This is a genomic window from Pedobacter humicola, assembly GCF_056490705.1.
The window spans coordinates 191,244-204,719 of sequence record NZ_JBWJIG010000006.1 but is presented as its reverse complement, the minus strand read 5'-3'; the positions used below and the strand labels follow the sequence as shown (position 1 = coordinate 204,719).

17 protein-coding genes are annotated in these 13,476 nt (G+C 39.0%); 9 read left to right on the top strand and 8 right to left on the bottom strand.

Annotated features, from left to right (window positions below; translation table 11 throughout):
* Window positions 1-9: 9 nt before the first annotated feature.
* The 7 genes from AC04Q1_RS12225 to AC04Q1_RS12195 all read left to right on the top strand — a co-directional run bounded on the left by AC04Q1_RS12225 (window position 10) and on the right by AC04Q1_RS12195 (window position 4,228).
* Entirely contained in the window at window positions 10-342 is a 333-nt protein-coding gene (locus AC04Q1_RS12225) for a 2Fe-2S iron-sulfur cluster-binding protein (RefSeq protein WP_029275355.1), read from the top strand.
* 96 nt (window positions 343-438) lie between these two features.
* Window positions 439-681 carry a Fe-S cluster assembly protein IscX gene (iscX, locus tag AC04Q1_RS12220; RefSeq protein WP_316844413.1) on the top strand — a complete coding sequence of 81 codons (243 nt, stop codon included), beginning with the start codon at window positions 439-441 and terminating at the stop codon, window positions 679-681.
* A 70-nt stretch (window positions 682-751) separates the two neighbouring features.
* Window positions 752-1,279 (top strand): KdsC family phosphatase, encoded by a 528-nt coding sequence (locus AC04Q1_RS12215; RefSeq protein ID WP_478364883.1) that lies wholly within the window; start codon window positions 752-754, stop codon window positions 1,277-1,279.
* A 257-nt stretch (window positions 1,280-1,536) separates the two neighbouring features.
* Window positions 1,537-2,367, top strand: coding sequence for a universal stress protein (locus tag AC04Q1_RS12210; RefSeq protein ID WP_478364882.1), 831 nt, complete (start codon window positions 1,537-1,539; stop codon window positions 2,365-2,367).
* Window positions 2,368-2,471: 104 nt separating this feature from the next.
* Complete coding sequence (locus AC04Q1_RS12205; protein ID WP_478364881.1) at window positions 2,472-2,861, top strand: Spy/CpxP family protein refolding chaperone; 390 nt, start codon at window positions 2,472-2,474, stop codon at window positions 2,859-2,861.
* 70 nt (window positions 2,862-2,931) lie between these two features.
* The gene (locus AC04Q1_RS12200; RefSeq protein ID WP_478364880.1) at window positions 2,932-3,498 is read left to right on the top strand and encodes a Maf family protein; all 567 of its coding nucleotides are present in this window, start codon (window positions 2,932-2,934) and stop codon (window positions 3,496-3,498) included.
* 52 nt (window positions 3,499-3,550) lie between these two features.
* Entirely contained in the window at window positions 3,551-4,228 is a 678-nt protein-coding gene (locus AC04Q1_RS12195) for a hypothetical protein (protein ID WP_478364879.1), read from the top strand.
* 55 nt (window positions 4,229-4,283) lie between these two features.
* Here AC04Q1_RS12195 and AC04Q1_RS12190 read toward each other — a convergent pair whose 3' ends face one another.
* On the bottom strand, window positions 4,284-5,267 hold the full coding sequence (locus tag AC04Q1_RS12190; RefSeq protein WP_478364878.1) for a Ppx/GppA phosphatase family protein: 984 nt from the start codon (window positions 5,265-5,267) through the stop codon (window positions 4,284-4,286).
* A gap of 837 nt (window positions 5,268-6,104) precedes the next feature.
* Between AC04Q1_RS12190 and AC04Q1_RS12185 the strand changes: the two genes are divergently transcribed.
* Window positions 6,105-6,263 carry a hypothetical protein gene (locus tag AC04Q1_RS12185; protein ID WP_478364877.1) on the top strand — a complete coding sequence of 53 codons (159 nt, stop codon included), beginning with the start codon at window positions 6,105-6,107 and terminating at the stop codon, window positions 6,261-6,263.
* A gap of 146 nt (window positions 6,264-6,409) precedes the next feature.
* On the opposite strand, the gene dnaJ is transcribed toward AC04Q1_RS12185, so the two are convergent.
* The 6 genes from dnaJ to AC04Q1_RS12155 form a co-directional block, all read right to left on the bottom strand.
* Window positions 6,410-7,570 carry a molecular chaperone DnaJ gene (dnaJ, locus tag AC04Q1_RS12180; protein ID WP_478364876.1) on the bottom strand — a complete coding sequence of 387 codons (1,161 nt, stop codon included), beginning with the start codon at window positions 7,568-7,570 and terminating at the stop codon, window positions 6,410-6,412.
* Window positions 7,571-7,664: 94 nt separating this feature from the next.
* Entirely contained in the window at window positions 7,665-8,246 is a 582-nt protein-coding gene (locus AC04Q1_RS12175; RefSeq protein WP_478364875.1) for a nucleotide exchange factor GrpE, read from the bottom strand.
* A 128-nt stretch (window positions 8,247-8,374) separates the two neighbouring features.
* Window positions 8,375-9,058 carry a cell division ATP-binding protein FtsE gene (locus tag AC04Q1_RS12170; RefSeq protein ID WP_131028709.1) on the bottom strand — a complete coding sequence of 228 codons (684 nt, stop codon included), beginning with the start codon at window positions 9,056-9,058 and terminating at the stop codon, window positions 8,375-8,377.
* A gap of 1 nt (window position 9,059) precedes the next feature.
* Entirely contained in the window at window positions 9,060-9,263 is a 204-nt protein-coding gene (locus tag AC04Q1_RS12165) for a hypothetical protein (protein ID WP_029278679.1), read from the bottom strand.
* Window positions 9,264-9,314: 51 nt separating this feature from the next.
* Window positions 9,315-11,216 (bottom strand): gliding motility-associated C-terminal domain-containing protein, encoded by a 1,902-nt coding sequence (locus AC04Q1_RS12160; RefSeq protein WP_478364874.1) that lies wholly within the window; start codon window positions 11,214-11,216, stop codon window positions 9,315-9,317.
* Window positions 11,217-11,274: 58 nt separating this feature from the next.
* Window positions 11,275-12,291 (bottom strand): acyl-CoA reductase, encoded by a 1,017-nt coding sequence (locus AC04Q1_RS12155; RefSeq protein WP_478364873.1) that lies wholly within the window; start codon window positions 12,289-12,291, stop codon window positions 11,275-11,277.
* 78 nt (window positions 12,292-12,369) lie between these two features.
* Between AC04Q1_RS12155 and AC04Q1_RS12150 the strand changes: the two genes are divergently transcribed.
* Window positions 12,370-12,720, top strand: a complete 351-nt coding sequence (locus tag AC04Q1_RS12150) for a 4Fe-4S dicluster domain-containing protein (RefSeq protein ID WP_478364872.1) — start codon at window positions 12,370-12,372, stop codon at window positions 12,718-12,720.
* 205 nt (window positions 12,721-12,925) lie between these two features.
* Here AC04Q1_RS12150 and AC04Q1_RS12145 read toward each other — a convergent pair whose 3' ends face one another.
* Entirely contained in the window at window positions 12,926-13,378 is a 453-nt protein-coding gene (locus AC04Q1_RS12145; RefSeq protein WP_478364871.1) for a universal stress protein, read from the bottom strand.
* Window positions 13,379-13,476: the final 98 nt, after the last annotated feature.

Here is a 13,476-nt window from a genome sequence, read left to right as displayed (position 1 = left end):
AAAATAATTATGAGCATTTTTAAACTAAAAATAAATTTTGAAGAAGCAGATCACGAATCTATTGAATTGCCAATAGCAGCGGGCGAATCTGTTTTAGATGTTTGTCTGGATAACGGAATTGAATTACAGCACAACTGTGGTGGCGTTTGCGGTTGCAGTACCTGCCACGTATACGTAACTAAAGGCATGGATAATATCGAAGAGATCTCTGATAAAGAAGAAGATTTTATCGATAGGGCTGTCCGTCCGAAAATTACTTCCCGCTTAGGCTGTCAATGTGTGGTGATTAACGGCGATATCGAAGTAACCATTCCGGATCAGTCTGACTTTATGGGACACTAGGTTTAGTCCTGAATTTAGAGTCCTCAGTCCAAAGTCGATTGATCGATTTTAACAATTAACCGCTTAACCAATTCAACTTTACAACAACAAATCAACATGAATAACGATAAATTTGCTTTACCTTTTTACTGGAACGATTATGAAGATATTGCGATGTCTTTATATGAGAAATTCGGTGACGACTTTTCAGAAGCTAAGATCTACCGTATCCGCTTTACCGAACTTTTAGAATGGGTTTTATCATTGCCTAATTTTAAAGGAACGCGTGAAGAAAGCAGCGAAGGCCATTTAGAGCAAATTCAATCTGCCTGGGTGTACGAGTGGAGAGATAATCAATAATTAGTCCTGAGTTCGGAGTCATCAGTCTTGAGTTAACTCCAAACGCTTACCCCTAAACGCTAAACGCAAGATGTTTCTCCAAAAGCTAAAAGAGATCACCACTTTCATTTTTGATGTAGATGGTGTGCTTACCGATGGCTCTATTCAGGTAACTGACAATGGTCAATCGCTGCGCACTTTTAATATTAAAGATGGCTATGCCATGCAATTGGCTGTGAAGAGGGGATATAACATCTGTATCATATCTGGTGGCGATGGTATTGCCATGGGGAAACGCTTTTTCAATTTGGGCGTAACCGATGTTTTCCTGGGAACAGGAGATAAGGTGAGCATTTTTAATCAGTATCTTCAAGATAAAAATATTACTGCAGGAGAGGTGCTTTACATGGGCGATGATATTCCTGATTTAAAAGTAATGAAACTTGTAGGGCTTCCAACCTGCCCGGCAGATGCCGTTGAAGAAATAAAAGCGATATCTATGTTCGTATCTCCTTACAATGGCGGCAAAACTGCTGTTCGTGACATTATTGAAAAAGTAATGAAAGTGCAGGGGAGATGGCATGATGAAAATCCGAATGCCTCCGATTCTGGTAAATAGTTCATTCGTCATTTGTTTATTGGTAATTGTAAATTGAGCATTTTGTCATTATTGTTTCTCCCAATTATCCTCCCTCTCTATTTTCATCCTGAGCGTAGAACCGAGTTCAGAAAGGCGCAAAAGCCAGAATGACGTTTCCGTTATAAATCTCCATTCCTGAAATTTGCAAAAAACCGGATTATATGCGAAATTTACATTAGCTAATTAATCAATCGATTGATTAATTAGCTAATGTAAAAAATATTAATTTTAATCATATGAGCACATACCTTGTACCAGTAGATTTTTCTAAGACAGCAGTTCATGCTGCCAAATATGCCGCCAGGTTGAGTTTTGCAATGACGAACTCAAAAATCATCTTACTTAACGCTTACTATGTTTCAGAATATGAGAGTATTCTTCCAACGCCTGATATGCTCATCACCACAGATGCACAGATTGCTGAAGAAATTACGAGAAGGCTAGAAGCACTGGAAAAGCTTAAAACAAAAATGCTTGAGATTAATTCCAAAGCGGAAATCGAGATCTCCTTAACCAGGGAAACATTGCTCAGATCCATCATCGATCGCGTAAACAGGGAAGAGATTGAACTCATTATTATTGGTAGTAATGGTAAAAAAGCAAAAGATGAAAGTGATATCGGTTCTAATGCCATTAAGATCTCTAAATCAAGCCCGGTACCTGTTCTGGTGGTACCACCTAAGGCGGGTTATCAATCGATCCGTAAAGCCATTTTAGCCTGCGATTTTAAAAAGGTTAAAGAAGTAATCCCCATGCATGCACTTAAAAATATCCTGAGTAAACATGTTTTAGAACTTTTGGTGCTCAATATCAATTCAGGTCATACCATAGATTCGGAAGAAGAACATTTTTTACATGAAATGTTAAAAGATTTTTCTCCGGCTTATCATTATTCAGATCATCCTGATACCATTAAAGGGATCGTTAAATTTGCAAAAAGTGAAGAAGCACAGCTGATTATCGCCTTGCCTAAAAAATATAGCTTTTTCGAAAGCCTGTTGCATGAAAGTGTATCTCAGAAATTAACCATTAAATCGCACGTGCCCGTACTGCTGTTAAAAGATTAACGGAACGCGGTTTGCAACAGCTAAGTTACATTTTGCCATTAAACCATTGATTTTTTTTTAACTCAAACCATCTCAATTTTCAACCAAAAACAACAAAAAACAACATGAAAAAACTAATGATGATTTGCGGATTAATGCTAGGTATAGCTGGTTTCGCTAACGCGCAGCAACAAGGTGGTGGACAGGGCAGAATGATGATGAAACCTGAAGAGCGGGTAAAAATGTTAGACGAAAAATTAAAGCTATCTGACGATCAAAAAACAAAGTTGACAGCTGTGTTTACTGAGCAGGCAGAAACGATGAAAAAAATGCGCGAAGAAATGCAAGGTGGTGATAGAGATGCAATGAGAGAGAAAATGCAAAAAATGCGTGCGGATAATGATGCAAAAGTAACTGCAGTATTAACAGACGATCAGAAAAAAACTTACGAAACCTGGCAAAAAGAACAACGTGCCGAAATGGAAAAACGTAGACAAGGTGGTGGTAATAACTAATCCTGATAAAAATATCAAATAAGAAAAGCGGCTTTATGCCGCTTTTCTTATTTTAGCAGAAAAATAAAATATGCCTGCCAATTTCCCCCCAATTATCCTAGCATCTAAATCGCCACGCCGACAAGAACTCTTAACCCTTATGGGCTTAGATTTTAAAGTGGAACTCAAAGATGTGGATGAAAGTTATCCTTCAGATTTAAGTCCTGCAGAAATTGCCGTTTACATTTCTGAGCAAAAGGCGAAAGCCTTTACAGCCAATGGTGAAATTGTAATCACAGCCGATACCATTGTGGCATTAAACGGAGAAATTTTAGGTAAACCTCAGGATAGGGCGCATGCCCAGGAGATGTTGAAAAAATTATCAGGCAGCAGGCACGAAGTTTTTACAGGCGTAACGCTTGTTAAAGGCGATAAAAGCCATTCGTTTTACGATCGGACAGAAGTTTACTGTAAAGCGGTTACAGCGGAGGAAATCGATTTCTATATTGATCACTATAAGCCTTTCGATAAAGCAGGAAGTTATGGTGTACAAGATTGGTGGGGCATTGTGGTAGTAGAACGTATTGAAGGATCATACACCAATGTAATGGGATTGCCAACAGAAAAGCTTTATAACGAACTGTTAAAATTTATTTAAATCTCTTTGTGGAATTCTCGAAAAAGTTTCATCATCTCTAAAAACAAGCACGATGAAAGCGAGAATTAACGAAGTGACCATAGCCGAACCCTGTTTACAAAATTGGGATGAAATGGAAAAAGGAGCAGGTTTTAATTTCTGTACAGCCTGCAGTAAAAATGTAATCGATTTCTCGGGTTATACCAATGCCGAAATCATCAGTGTATTGGCCAATTCGGGTTCTTCTGTTTGTGGCCGTCTAAGCCAGAGTCAATTAAATCAGCTCAATTACCATTTGGCAATTGTGCCAACAACAAACAGAAACTGGATGAAGTATCTTGGTGTGCTGGCCATTGGGATAAGTCTTTTTGTAATGGATGCCAGCGCAGCACAACTGAAAGCACCAATTGAATACAACAGAAGTGTTCACAACAAAACCGAAGATAAAAAACCGATTGTACCCAAAAAAATATATGGTTATGTTATCGGTGCCGACAGTAAACCTGCTGCAGGCATAAGATTGGTTATTGTTGATACCAGGTTTTTTGCCCTCACCGATAAAAATGGACGCTACGAAATCACTTTAGATGATCAGTTTGATGTTAAAAATAACAAACTGATGGTTGAAAGCATGCGGTTTGGAGCCGTTTTAACCCTCAATTTTTCGAAAGAAAAACAAAATGAGCTCAAACTAAAAAAAGCCGAACCGATGATTATGGGCCGGATCATAATGGCACCTAAAAAGAAATAATCCTAAATTAATATACGCTAATCTCTCGATGATCCATATCCGTATGGATCATTTTTTATATCAGGCTTGCCAAAACACCCATTTTTAAATCATAAGTGGAAAGTGTTAATCTGTTTATTTTGCAACGTCCTAAAACATAATTGGTAATTAGTGCTGCTATAACAATCATATCTACCCTCAAAGGAATGATTCCAGGCATCTCCAACCTTTCCTGGTGTGTAGTGTTGAGCAGTTTGCCAGCGATTGCTATATAATCGTCAAAGTTGAATTCGAAAGTTTTGACTGTATTGATAGCTGTTTTTAAGTTATTTTTTCTGATGCTAAGCTCCGCAAAGGTTTCAAATGCTCCGGCCGATCCGATCAATACCTGTGGCCTGTATTTTTCACAGATATCGAAAAGATCAGTCAGTTGATTTTGAATGTGGAATAAAATGGCATTTTTATCAGCGTCACTTATCGGATCAGATTGGAAGAATTGTTGCATTAAACGTGCCGCACCAATATTATAACTCTTCTTCCAGATCAGTTTTTCGGTATCGCAGAGGATAAATTCTACACTGCCGCCGCCAATATCCATAATGAGTGATAAATCGGTGATGGCACCGCTCAGTTTTACACCCTGGTAAATGAATTCAGCTTCCTCATCGCCTGTAATGGTTTCAATGGTTATTCCTGCTTTTTCTTTTACGGCGTTTACAAAATCTTTTCCATTTTTAGCACTCCTTACTGCTGAAGTTGCTGTAGCCCTTACCTGATCAACCTCGTATTCGGCGATAGTTTGGCTAAAGTCTTTAAGGCAATTTACACCTCTTTCAAAGGCTGGCGGGATAATGATGTTGTCGTTAATTCTCCCTTCACCCAATTTAACGGGAACATTGGTTTTGTATAAAGTTTTAAATTGATTTCCCTCTGTTTCAGCAATAAGCAAGTGGAAGGTGTTGGTGCCAAGGTCGATAACAGCAATGCGCATAGGTTTTAATTTATTTTTTTTGGAATGCAGGTGTCGCAGCGCTTCGGTAACTGTAGCCCTGCTATCCATTAAATTTCGTTAATGTTGCTGCTAAATTAAGGGTAGTGAAGCGAAATACCATTGCTATCAGGTTTATTTTATTGAGGTCTGTGGTTTTTGGCAGGATAGCCAGCGCTAAAGCAAGCTGCAAAATTTGGCGTTTGGATCGGCTACCTAAAATAGTAGCACCAGCCACTGTTAATAAACAGGATGGCAGCGGCAGCCTCCTCCTGATTTTACATCGGGGTTTATTCTGAGCTATAATGTATAGCCCGACAAACATTAGTTTGTGTACTGCAATGCTTTCCTCAAACTTATTCCATTAGTAATCCAGTTGACGGGTTAGACACCGACCGATAGGCGAAAAGGTTTATTACCTGTTGTAAATAGCAGTAAAAATAATCAATGAAATGCCAATGTAGCCTGATAGTTTCAAGTAAATATTATTTTTCTGGTTTACAAAACCTATGGTGAGCATAATGATTAAATAGAGAATTGATAAGATTAAAAATCCCGAAAATGGTGAATGATGATGTTTTACTTACGGTTCATATTTTGCGGGTTCAAAGAAAATTTCCATTAGGATCGGAGAAACCCAACCAAGTAGATACAATGCAAATGTCGACAATGCTATAGGGTTCCTTCTGAACGCATTATTGAGTTTATCCATAGTGGAGCTTAATACCTGCTTTACAAGTTTGGTAACCCAAAAACAGACAATTCTGTGCTGAGCTGATATCAAGCGACCAGGATAGGCCGTATTTTATACGGGTGCAACTGGCATTGAACGGCGGATGTGCCCATCCAGTATGGAGTTTAGAACGCATAAAAACAAAACACGAACGCATCAAAATAAAACCAGAACGCATGAAAATAAAACCAGATGGCATGAAAATAAAACACGAACGCATGAAAATAAAACACGAACGCATCAAAATAAAACCAGATGGCATGAAAATAAAACCCGATGGCATGAAAATAAAATACGAACGCATTAAAATAAAACACGAAAATGCGATAATATAAAACGATGGTGCATAAAATAGAAAATACAGGCAATAAAATAGAATGCACAAGCGATAAAATAAAAAGCACAGGCAATAAAATAGTTAGTTACAAAATAAAAAAACCGATGCTTGCGGCACCGGTTTTTCAATCTAATATTTAATTTATTACTCGAAGTATTCTTTCATTCTTTCGAAGAAACTCTTATCGTTTTTACCTGGTTGAGGTTTGAAATTTGGAGATTCACGCAATTTCTCTAAAGCGCTGCGTTCTTCGCTGCTTAAAGCTTTTGGTGTCCAGATGTTGATGTGGATAATTTCATCACCTCTATGGTAAGAATTCACCTCTGGTAAACCTTTGCCTTTTAAACGCAATAATTTCCCGCTTTGGGTACCTGGATCGATTTTGATTTTGGCTTTACCATCAATGGTAGGTACTTCAATGCTCATCCCTAAAGCAGCATCAACAAAGCTTAAATGTAAATCGTAAACAATGTTATTGCCTTCACGTTTTAAGGTTTCGTGTGGAGTTTCTTCAATTAAGATAATTAAATCGCCCGGGATACCGCCATTAGGTGCAGCATTTCCTTTTCCACTCATGCTTAACTGCATACCTTCGCTCACACCGGCAGGGATATTGATGGTAATGGTTTCTTCGCCACGTACCACGCCGTCTCCATGACAAACGGTACATTTAGAAGTAATCTGTTGACCGCTGCCGTTACAGGTAGGGCAGGTAGATGCAGTTTGCATCTGGCCCAAGATGGTATTGGTTACCCTACGCACCTGGCCACTACCGCCACAGGTACCACAGGTGCTAACCGATGATTTATCTTTTGCGCCGGAGCCATCGCAGGTTTTACAAACGATTAGTTTATTAACCTTAATTTTCTTTTCTGCGCCATGTGCAATTTCCTCAAGCGTTAATTTAACTTTTATGCGCAGGTTAGAACCTTTAGCAACCCTACGGCCACCGCGTTGCTGACCACCGCCACCACCGAAAAAGCTTTCAAAAGGATTATGGCCACCAAATACATCACCAAAATTGCTAAAAATATCGTCCATGTTCATGCCGCCACCGCCGTAGCCACCGCCACTTGCGCCACCAACACCTGCATGACCATACTGATCGTAACGCTGTTTTTTCTCCGGACTACTTAAAACCTCGTAAGCTTCAGCAGCTTCTTTAAATTTATCTTCAGCAGCTTTATCCCCAGGGTTTTTATCCGGGTGATACTTAATCGCCATCTTGCGGTAGGCTTTCTTGATCTCATCAGCAGCTGCGCCCCTGGTTACGCCCAGTACGTCGTAATAATCTCTTTTACTCATCTTCTTTTTAAAATGATTGAATGATGGAGTGATGGAATGAGCGAATGGTCGTTAATATCAATCATTCAAAATTCAATCATTCAATAATTATTTTTTATGCTCCAACTACTACTTTAGAAAAGCGGATCACATTATCATTTAAGGTATAACCTTTTTCAACTTCATCAATCACTTTTCCTTTAAGCTCCTCGGTAGGGGCAGGAATATTGGTAATGGCTTCGTGGAAATCGGTATTAAATGGTTGATTGATGCTTTCTACATCTTTCAGGCCTTTTTGTGCCAGGGTATTTTTAAGCTTTGTACTTACCAATAAGATACCCTCTTTAACCGGAGCAACATCAGCAGCAGTTTCCATTGCTTTTAAAGCGCGGTCGAAATCGTCTAATACAGGTAAAAGCGATACAATCACATCTTTACCGGCAGTTTGCAACAATTCTACACGTTCTTTTTGGGTACGGCGCTTGTAATTGTCGAATTCGGCATATAAACGTAAATATTTGTCGTTAAGCTGTTGAACTTCCGCTTGCAATTTTTCTTCGGCAGATAATTCTGGTGCCTGCTCAGTTTCATTTGCAGCAGCATCAGTATTCTCTACATTCTCAGCAGTATTTTCTGATGTATTTTCAGGATTCATTATATTTTCTTCTTTATCGTTATTTTTCTTCTTATTAAACATAATACTAGGCTGAATTTTTTTGTGTTAATCTCAACTATTTTGCCATAAACGGAAATCAGCCAAGCTGTCAGATTTATTTGGATTTATCTGAACAGATTGGCTGATTAGCTGACGGATGTCAGAATTTTTTATACGATCTGGGCATCTTCATGTACAACCCCATTCTCACATTTAATAATGCGCGAAGGAAAAGTACGGATAATGTGATAATCGTGGGTAGCCATTAAAACCGCAGTTCCGGCCTGGCTGATCTGTTTTAAAAGGGTTACAATTTCTTCTGATGTTTCAGGGTCTAAATTGCCCGTAGGCTCATCAGCAAGAATAATTTCCGGATCGTTTAACAAAGCTCTTGCGATCACAATACGCTGTTGCTCACCGCCTGAAATTTCGTGGGGCATTTTTTTAATTTTAGAACGCAAACCCACTTTATCCAATACATCTTTAACGCGCTCGTTAATCAGTTTCTCATCTTTCCAACCGGTTGCTTTTAGCACAAATTCGAGGTTTTTTTCGATGGTTCTATCAGTAAGCAATTGAAAATCCTGAAATACCACACCCAATTTACGACGTAAAAAAGGCACCTGACTTTCTTTTAAGTTTTTAAGGTCGAAACCGGCAATATTGCCTTCGCCATTGCCAATATGGAGGTCGCCATATAATATTTTAAGCAAACTGCTCTTGCCCGAACCTGTTTGTCCGATCAGGAACACGAATTCGTCTTTTTCGATGTGTAAATTTACGTTGGAGAGGACTAAATGTTTCTGCTGAAAAACATCAACATTGCTTAAATGAATAACTGAATTGCCTGCCATATTATATTTCTAATTTTGCAATCTGCCCGAAAGGCAGACCTTTAACCATTTCCATAATGTATTCTTGCTTGTCGCCAAGTCCGAGTTTTTCCAGCGATTTATCAGGTCTATCTACCCTAAAATAAGCTAAAAGTGTAAACTTGTCATCTCTTAACTGTACGTAATCTGGAATTTTGGCGATGCCTTTAACTTTAACGATATACATTGTGTCCAAAAATAGCATTTCCAAACGATAAGCGAAAGCAAGAAGTCCTTTTTATCTCATCAGCATTACCCATCCGCTGTACGTTTTAAAATCTTCGTTTAAATAAATGGTGTAATAATATACTGCAGGAGGGAGATCTTTGCCATTCATTTTTCCATCCCAGGGCTTAAAGGTACCTGTACTTTGATAAACGAGCTGGCCATAACGGTTGGTAATCTTTACAATGGGATTAGGAAAGGTAGCAGCAGCAGGAATATTCCAGGTATCGTTTACATTATCGCCATTTGGGCTAAAGGTATTTGGGATCACTACTTTTGGATATACTTTTATAAAAACCTCGTCGATGGCATTGGTACAGCCTGAATTTGAGATCGCGTGTAGGGTATAGGTAATGTCTTCAGTTGGTTTCGCAACAGGGTTTAGTTTGTTTGGGTCGTCGAGATAGTCGGATGGTGACCAATAATACCTAACATCATCGCCACTTACTTTACCGTTTAAATTTATTGACTGTCCGGTTAACATCTTCCGGTCTGCGCCTGCATCGGCAGTTGCGTTTTTATTTACCTTAACGGTGATTTGTGTGGTTTCAAAACATGCATCATTAGAAATCCTGACAATATAAGTGGTTGTCTCAGTTGGTGAAGCAATTGGATTGGATATCCCTGAATCTGATAATCCGGCTGATGGTTGCCAAAGATAAGTAGAACCTCCCGAGGCTTCCAGTTGAATGGACTTACCCTCGCAAATAGTTGCAGTTTGGATGTTGGTTGCCGGGATGATAGGATCTTTAACTTCAACATGGGTTGTTGCGTTTTGTGTGCATCCGTTTGCCTTAACCTCTACAGTGTAAGTGCCTTCCATCAATTTGGTAGCATTGGGAATGGAAGGGCTTTTTTCGGTAGATGTAAATTGGTTTGGTCCCGTCCAGCGGTAGCTCGTTCCGCCAGATGCATTGAGTTCAATTGTAGCGCCAATGCAAACGGAACCAGAATTTTCAGCCATTGGAATCGGTAATGGATTTACCGTAAGGGTTAACGGTGATCCGGCTATCCTGCAATTTGGAGAGTTGATGTTATTGCCATCACCTGCCAACATACGGTATTGATATACACCCTTAGCTGCATTTTGGAACGAGACAGTTAATTCTGTCATTTGCTCGTTGGGTAAATCGGTAAAGCCATTACCCGAATTTACCTGCCATTGGTACCTGGGATTTTGATAAACGCCAGGGGTAACCTCAGTTTTGAAATGGAACGTAGCACTCGATCCTTCGCAAATTTGTGCAAGTGTTGTACCGTTACCCTCTATGGAGGGTACAAGCGTTGGCCCGCAGGCACTAAAGGAAATGTCGTCTATAGCCAAATCGTTCCCTCCTCCACCAGGGTTCTGATTGGTCATTTTTAAGGTGATTGTACCTAAACTAATCGGGGTAACAAATGTTTTTGCATACTTGATCCAGCCCGTATTTTGTGGAATATCTTCGGTTGCGAACTGGAGAATTTCGACACCGTTATTTTCTATCGTAAACTTAACATTTGGTTTGATCCCAGTATTTCTTAAAATATTAATAATCCAGGCAGAAAATTCGTAGGTGGTGTTTGGACAAAGGTCGGTTATGGTGGTTTGATAAAATATCCCAGGACTACTGGAGGCGTTTACAACCATCATATATCCGTTGGGATCGCCGGGAGTATGATTTACAATCTGTTGGGTCCAACCCCCGTTTAATCCGGATATGGTTTTTGCTATAGTGTATTGCCCATCTTCTGGTGAGCCTGTAACATAAGTATAATTGGTAACACCATTGGGTAGAGCAGAACCAAAAGTACTTGTGCCTGATCCGAATGTTTCATTTTTGATCGGATCGCCCAGTGTTCCGTTACACTGGGCCGATGTGCGGTTGCCACAGAACAGGATAAGAAATAAAATTAAAAATATCGGGTGATAACGCATTGCTTAAGGGGCATTCAGCGAATATCTAAATAAAAAACTGTAATTCAATTTGTTGAAATTAATTCAACCCATTCAAAAACTCAACTGTATTTACATTATCCGCATAATCCCAAAGTTTCGGGTGTTGGCTTTGGCCAAAACCAAAAGTGTTAAAACTTAATGGCGATTTAGTAATCACACACTGGATGTTTTCTGCTTTATCCTTTAATTTTTCTTCCACCTCTCGAAGATTATCATATTCCTCATAAAAAAGAACTGCCAAAGGTGAAGTAAGGCTTTCATCTTCTTTTAATAACAAAAACCCATTATCATAATGTTTGGCTGCGTTTACCAAATAGATAGATTTATTATAATCGTAATTGTTGTTGTATTTAAAGTGGTTGATAATGGGCTGGAAACTTTCTATGCCTTCGTAAAAATTTGCAATGTCGTAACCTTTTGGAAAATAGAGTTTAGCTACATTTCTACAGCCCAGGCCAAAATAATCAAAGATATCAGCACCCAGATTTTGAATGTCCTCGAATGTCTCAGAACCATCTAAAACCGCTATGCTGTTCCTGTTTTTTCTGATGATGTTAGGTACCTTGCTGAAATAATAATCAAAATAACGCGATGAATTATTGCTTCCTGTGGCTATAACGGCATCAAAATCTTTTAATCGCTCTACATATTCTATTTGCGCTTCAAAGGCGGGCTCTATTTTAATCAGTTCGGCAAGCACGGCTTTAATCAGTTTATCATCCGCTGAAGAAAGTTTGATCAGTGCAATGTTACCCGTAGCCAGTACACTTAAAACATCGTGTAAACCCACTAATGGAATGTTGCCCGCCAGGATTAAACCAACCTTTTTTGGGGCAACGCTAAACCTGATGGATTTGAACCAAACAGTCAGATCAGCCTCATTTAACATCTCGGCAAAAGATAAAATTGATTTTTTTATATTTTCTGCGGTAAACCAGGCATTAGTACTTTCAGCGCTATAAAATGCATTTCCTAGTATGTCAGTAGGGTTTGTAAGCAATTCGCCAAGTCTGTTAAACGCGATTATTGCTTTTTCTTGAGTTAATGCTGACATATTTAGAATTATTATTAAGTGATTATATATTATATTTGCAGCGCAAAGGTAAACTAAGCAAAAGAATTAGACGAAAACATGGCGATTAAAATAACAGATGAGTGTATAAATTGTGGGGCTTGCGAACCGGAATGTCCTAACAACGCAATTTACGATGCCGGTACTGCATGGCGTTTTTCTGATGGTACCAATTTAAACGGTATCATTGATTTTGGTAATCAACAAATTGAAGCTGATGCAGCTCAGGAAGCAGTTTCGGATGAAGTTTATTACATTGTGTCCGATAAGTGTACAGAATGTAAGGGCTTCCATGATGAGCCACAGTGTGCAGCAGTTTGCCCGGTTGATTGTTGTGTAGACGACGAAGATATCCGCGAAACAGAAGATGAATTATTGGCTAAGAAAGCCTGGTTACACCAGGAAGGATAGTCTCTATCAAATATTATTAGGAAAGTCTCGCATAATGTGAGACTTTTTTGTTTAGGAGAATTTGTAAATTTTCAGCTCACAATTTTTTGTTTTTACGCCACAGAAGCACAGATTGACATGGAAATCTTCTACACCCCGGTAGCTAGTGAACAAGTGACGAACGAATTTAAAATTGGCAATCACCAATGAACGAATGACCAGTGAACTAATCTACGTCACATTTATTCGGGATTATCAAAACCGGACAGGCTGATTTCCTTGCCACGTGTTCTGCAACACTCCCCATTAGAAAATGATACAATCCGGTACGCCCGTAAGTGCCGATAACGATTAAATCTGATCCCCATTCGTCTGATTGCTGTATAATGCCATGTGCTGCAGTATCAACAATACTCAAATAAGTGGTTTTGGTGCCATTACCATATTTGATTTCCATCTCTTTAAGTAAGATGTGGCTGTTTTCTTCGCTGTTATCGTAGGTTTCCAAAAATACAGGTGCCAAAGTTAAATCGGGGTTTACATTGGCTGGGATAGGTTCGATAATGTTAACCAATGCTACTTCTGCCCCGAATTTTTCAGCCATGTCGTAACCGGCTTTTGCCGCTTTTTCTGAGCAGGTACTGTTGTCAACGGCAATTAATATTTTTTTAAAATCCATGGTGCGGTTGTTTAAAAGGTGATCATCATAAAAATAACAAATTTGTATGCAAAATGTTAGGCAATGAATGTATTTTATTAGTTTTACAATAGTTTCAC

What these genes read in the sequence shown, in the direction of transcription:
- AC04Q1_RS12225 (WP_029275355.1), top strand. Translation starts at nt 10, where the DNA reads ATGAGCATTTTTAAACTAAAAATAAATTTTGAAGAAGCAGATCACGAA.
- iscX (WP_316844413.1), top strand. Translation starts at nt 439, where the DNA reads ATGAATAACGATAAATTTGCTTTACCTTTTTACTGGAACGATTATGAA.
- AC04Q1_RS12215 (WP_478364883.1), top strand. Translation starts at nt 752, where the DNA reads ATGTTTCTCCAAAAGCTAAAAGAGATCACCACTTTCATTTTTGATGTA.
- AC04Q1_RS12210 (WP_478364882.1), top strand. Translation starts at nt 1,537, where the DNA reads ATGAGCACATACCTTGTACCAGTAGATTTTTCTAAGACAGCAGTTCAT.
- AC04Q1_RS12205 (WP_478364881.1), top strand. Translation starts at nt 2,472, where the DNA reads ATGAAAAAACTAATGATGATTTGCGGATTAATGCTAGGTATAGCTGGT.
- AC04Q1_RS12200 (WP_478364880.1), top strand. Translation starts at nt 2,932, where the DNA reads ATGCCTGCCAATTTCCCCCCAATTATCCTAGCATCTAAATCGCCACGC.
- AC04Q1_RS12195 (WP_478364879.1), top strand. Translation starts at nt 3,551, where the DNA reads ATGAAAGCGAGAATTAACGAAGTGACCATAGCCGAACCCTGTTTACAA.
- AC04Q1_RS12190 (WP_478364878.1), bottom strand. Translation starts at nt 5,267, where the DNA reads ATGGATAGCAGGGCTACAGTTACCGAAGCGCTGCGACACCTGCATTCC.
- AC04Q1_RS12185 (WP_478364877.1), top strand. Translation starts at nt 6,105, where the DNA reads ATGAAAATAAAACCAGATGGCATGAAAATAAAACACGAACGCATGAAA.
- dnaJ (WP_478364876.1), bottom strand. Translation starts at nt 7,570, where the DNA reads ATGAGTAAAAGAGATTATTACGACGTACTGGGCGTAACCAGGGGCGCA.
- AC04Q1_RS12175 (WP_478364875.1), bottom strand. Translation starts at nt 8,246, where the DNA reads ATGTTTAATAAGAAGAAAAATAACGATAAAGAAGAAAATATAATGAAT.
- AC04Q1_RS12170 (WP_131028709.1), bottom strand. Translation starts at nt 9,058, where the DNA reads ATGGCAGGCAATTCAGTTATTCATTTAAGCAATGTTGATGTTTTTCAG.
- AC04Q1_RS12165 (WP_029278679.1), bottom strand. Translation starts at nt 9,263, where the DNA reads ATGTATATCGTTAAAGTTAAAGGCATCGCCAAAATTCCAGATTACGTA.
- AC04Q1_RS12160 (WP_478364874.1), bottom strand. Translation starts at nt 11,216, where the DNA reads ATGCGTTATCACCCGATATTTTTAATTTTATTTCTTATCCTGTTCTGT.
- AC04Q1_RS12155 (WP_478364873.1), bottom strand. Translation starts at nt 12,291, where the DNA reads ATGTCAGCATTAACTCAAGAAAAAGCAATAATCGCGTTTAACAGACTT.
- AC04Q1_RS12150 (WP_478364872.1), top strand. Translation starts at nt 12,370, where the DNA reads ATGGCGATTAAAATAACAGATGAGTGTATAAATTGTGGGGCTTGCGAA.
- AC04Q1_RS12145 (WP_478364871.1), bottom strand. Translation starts at nt 13,378, where the DNA reads ATGGATTTTAAAAAAATATTAATTGCCGTTGACAACAGTACCTGCTCA.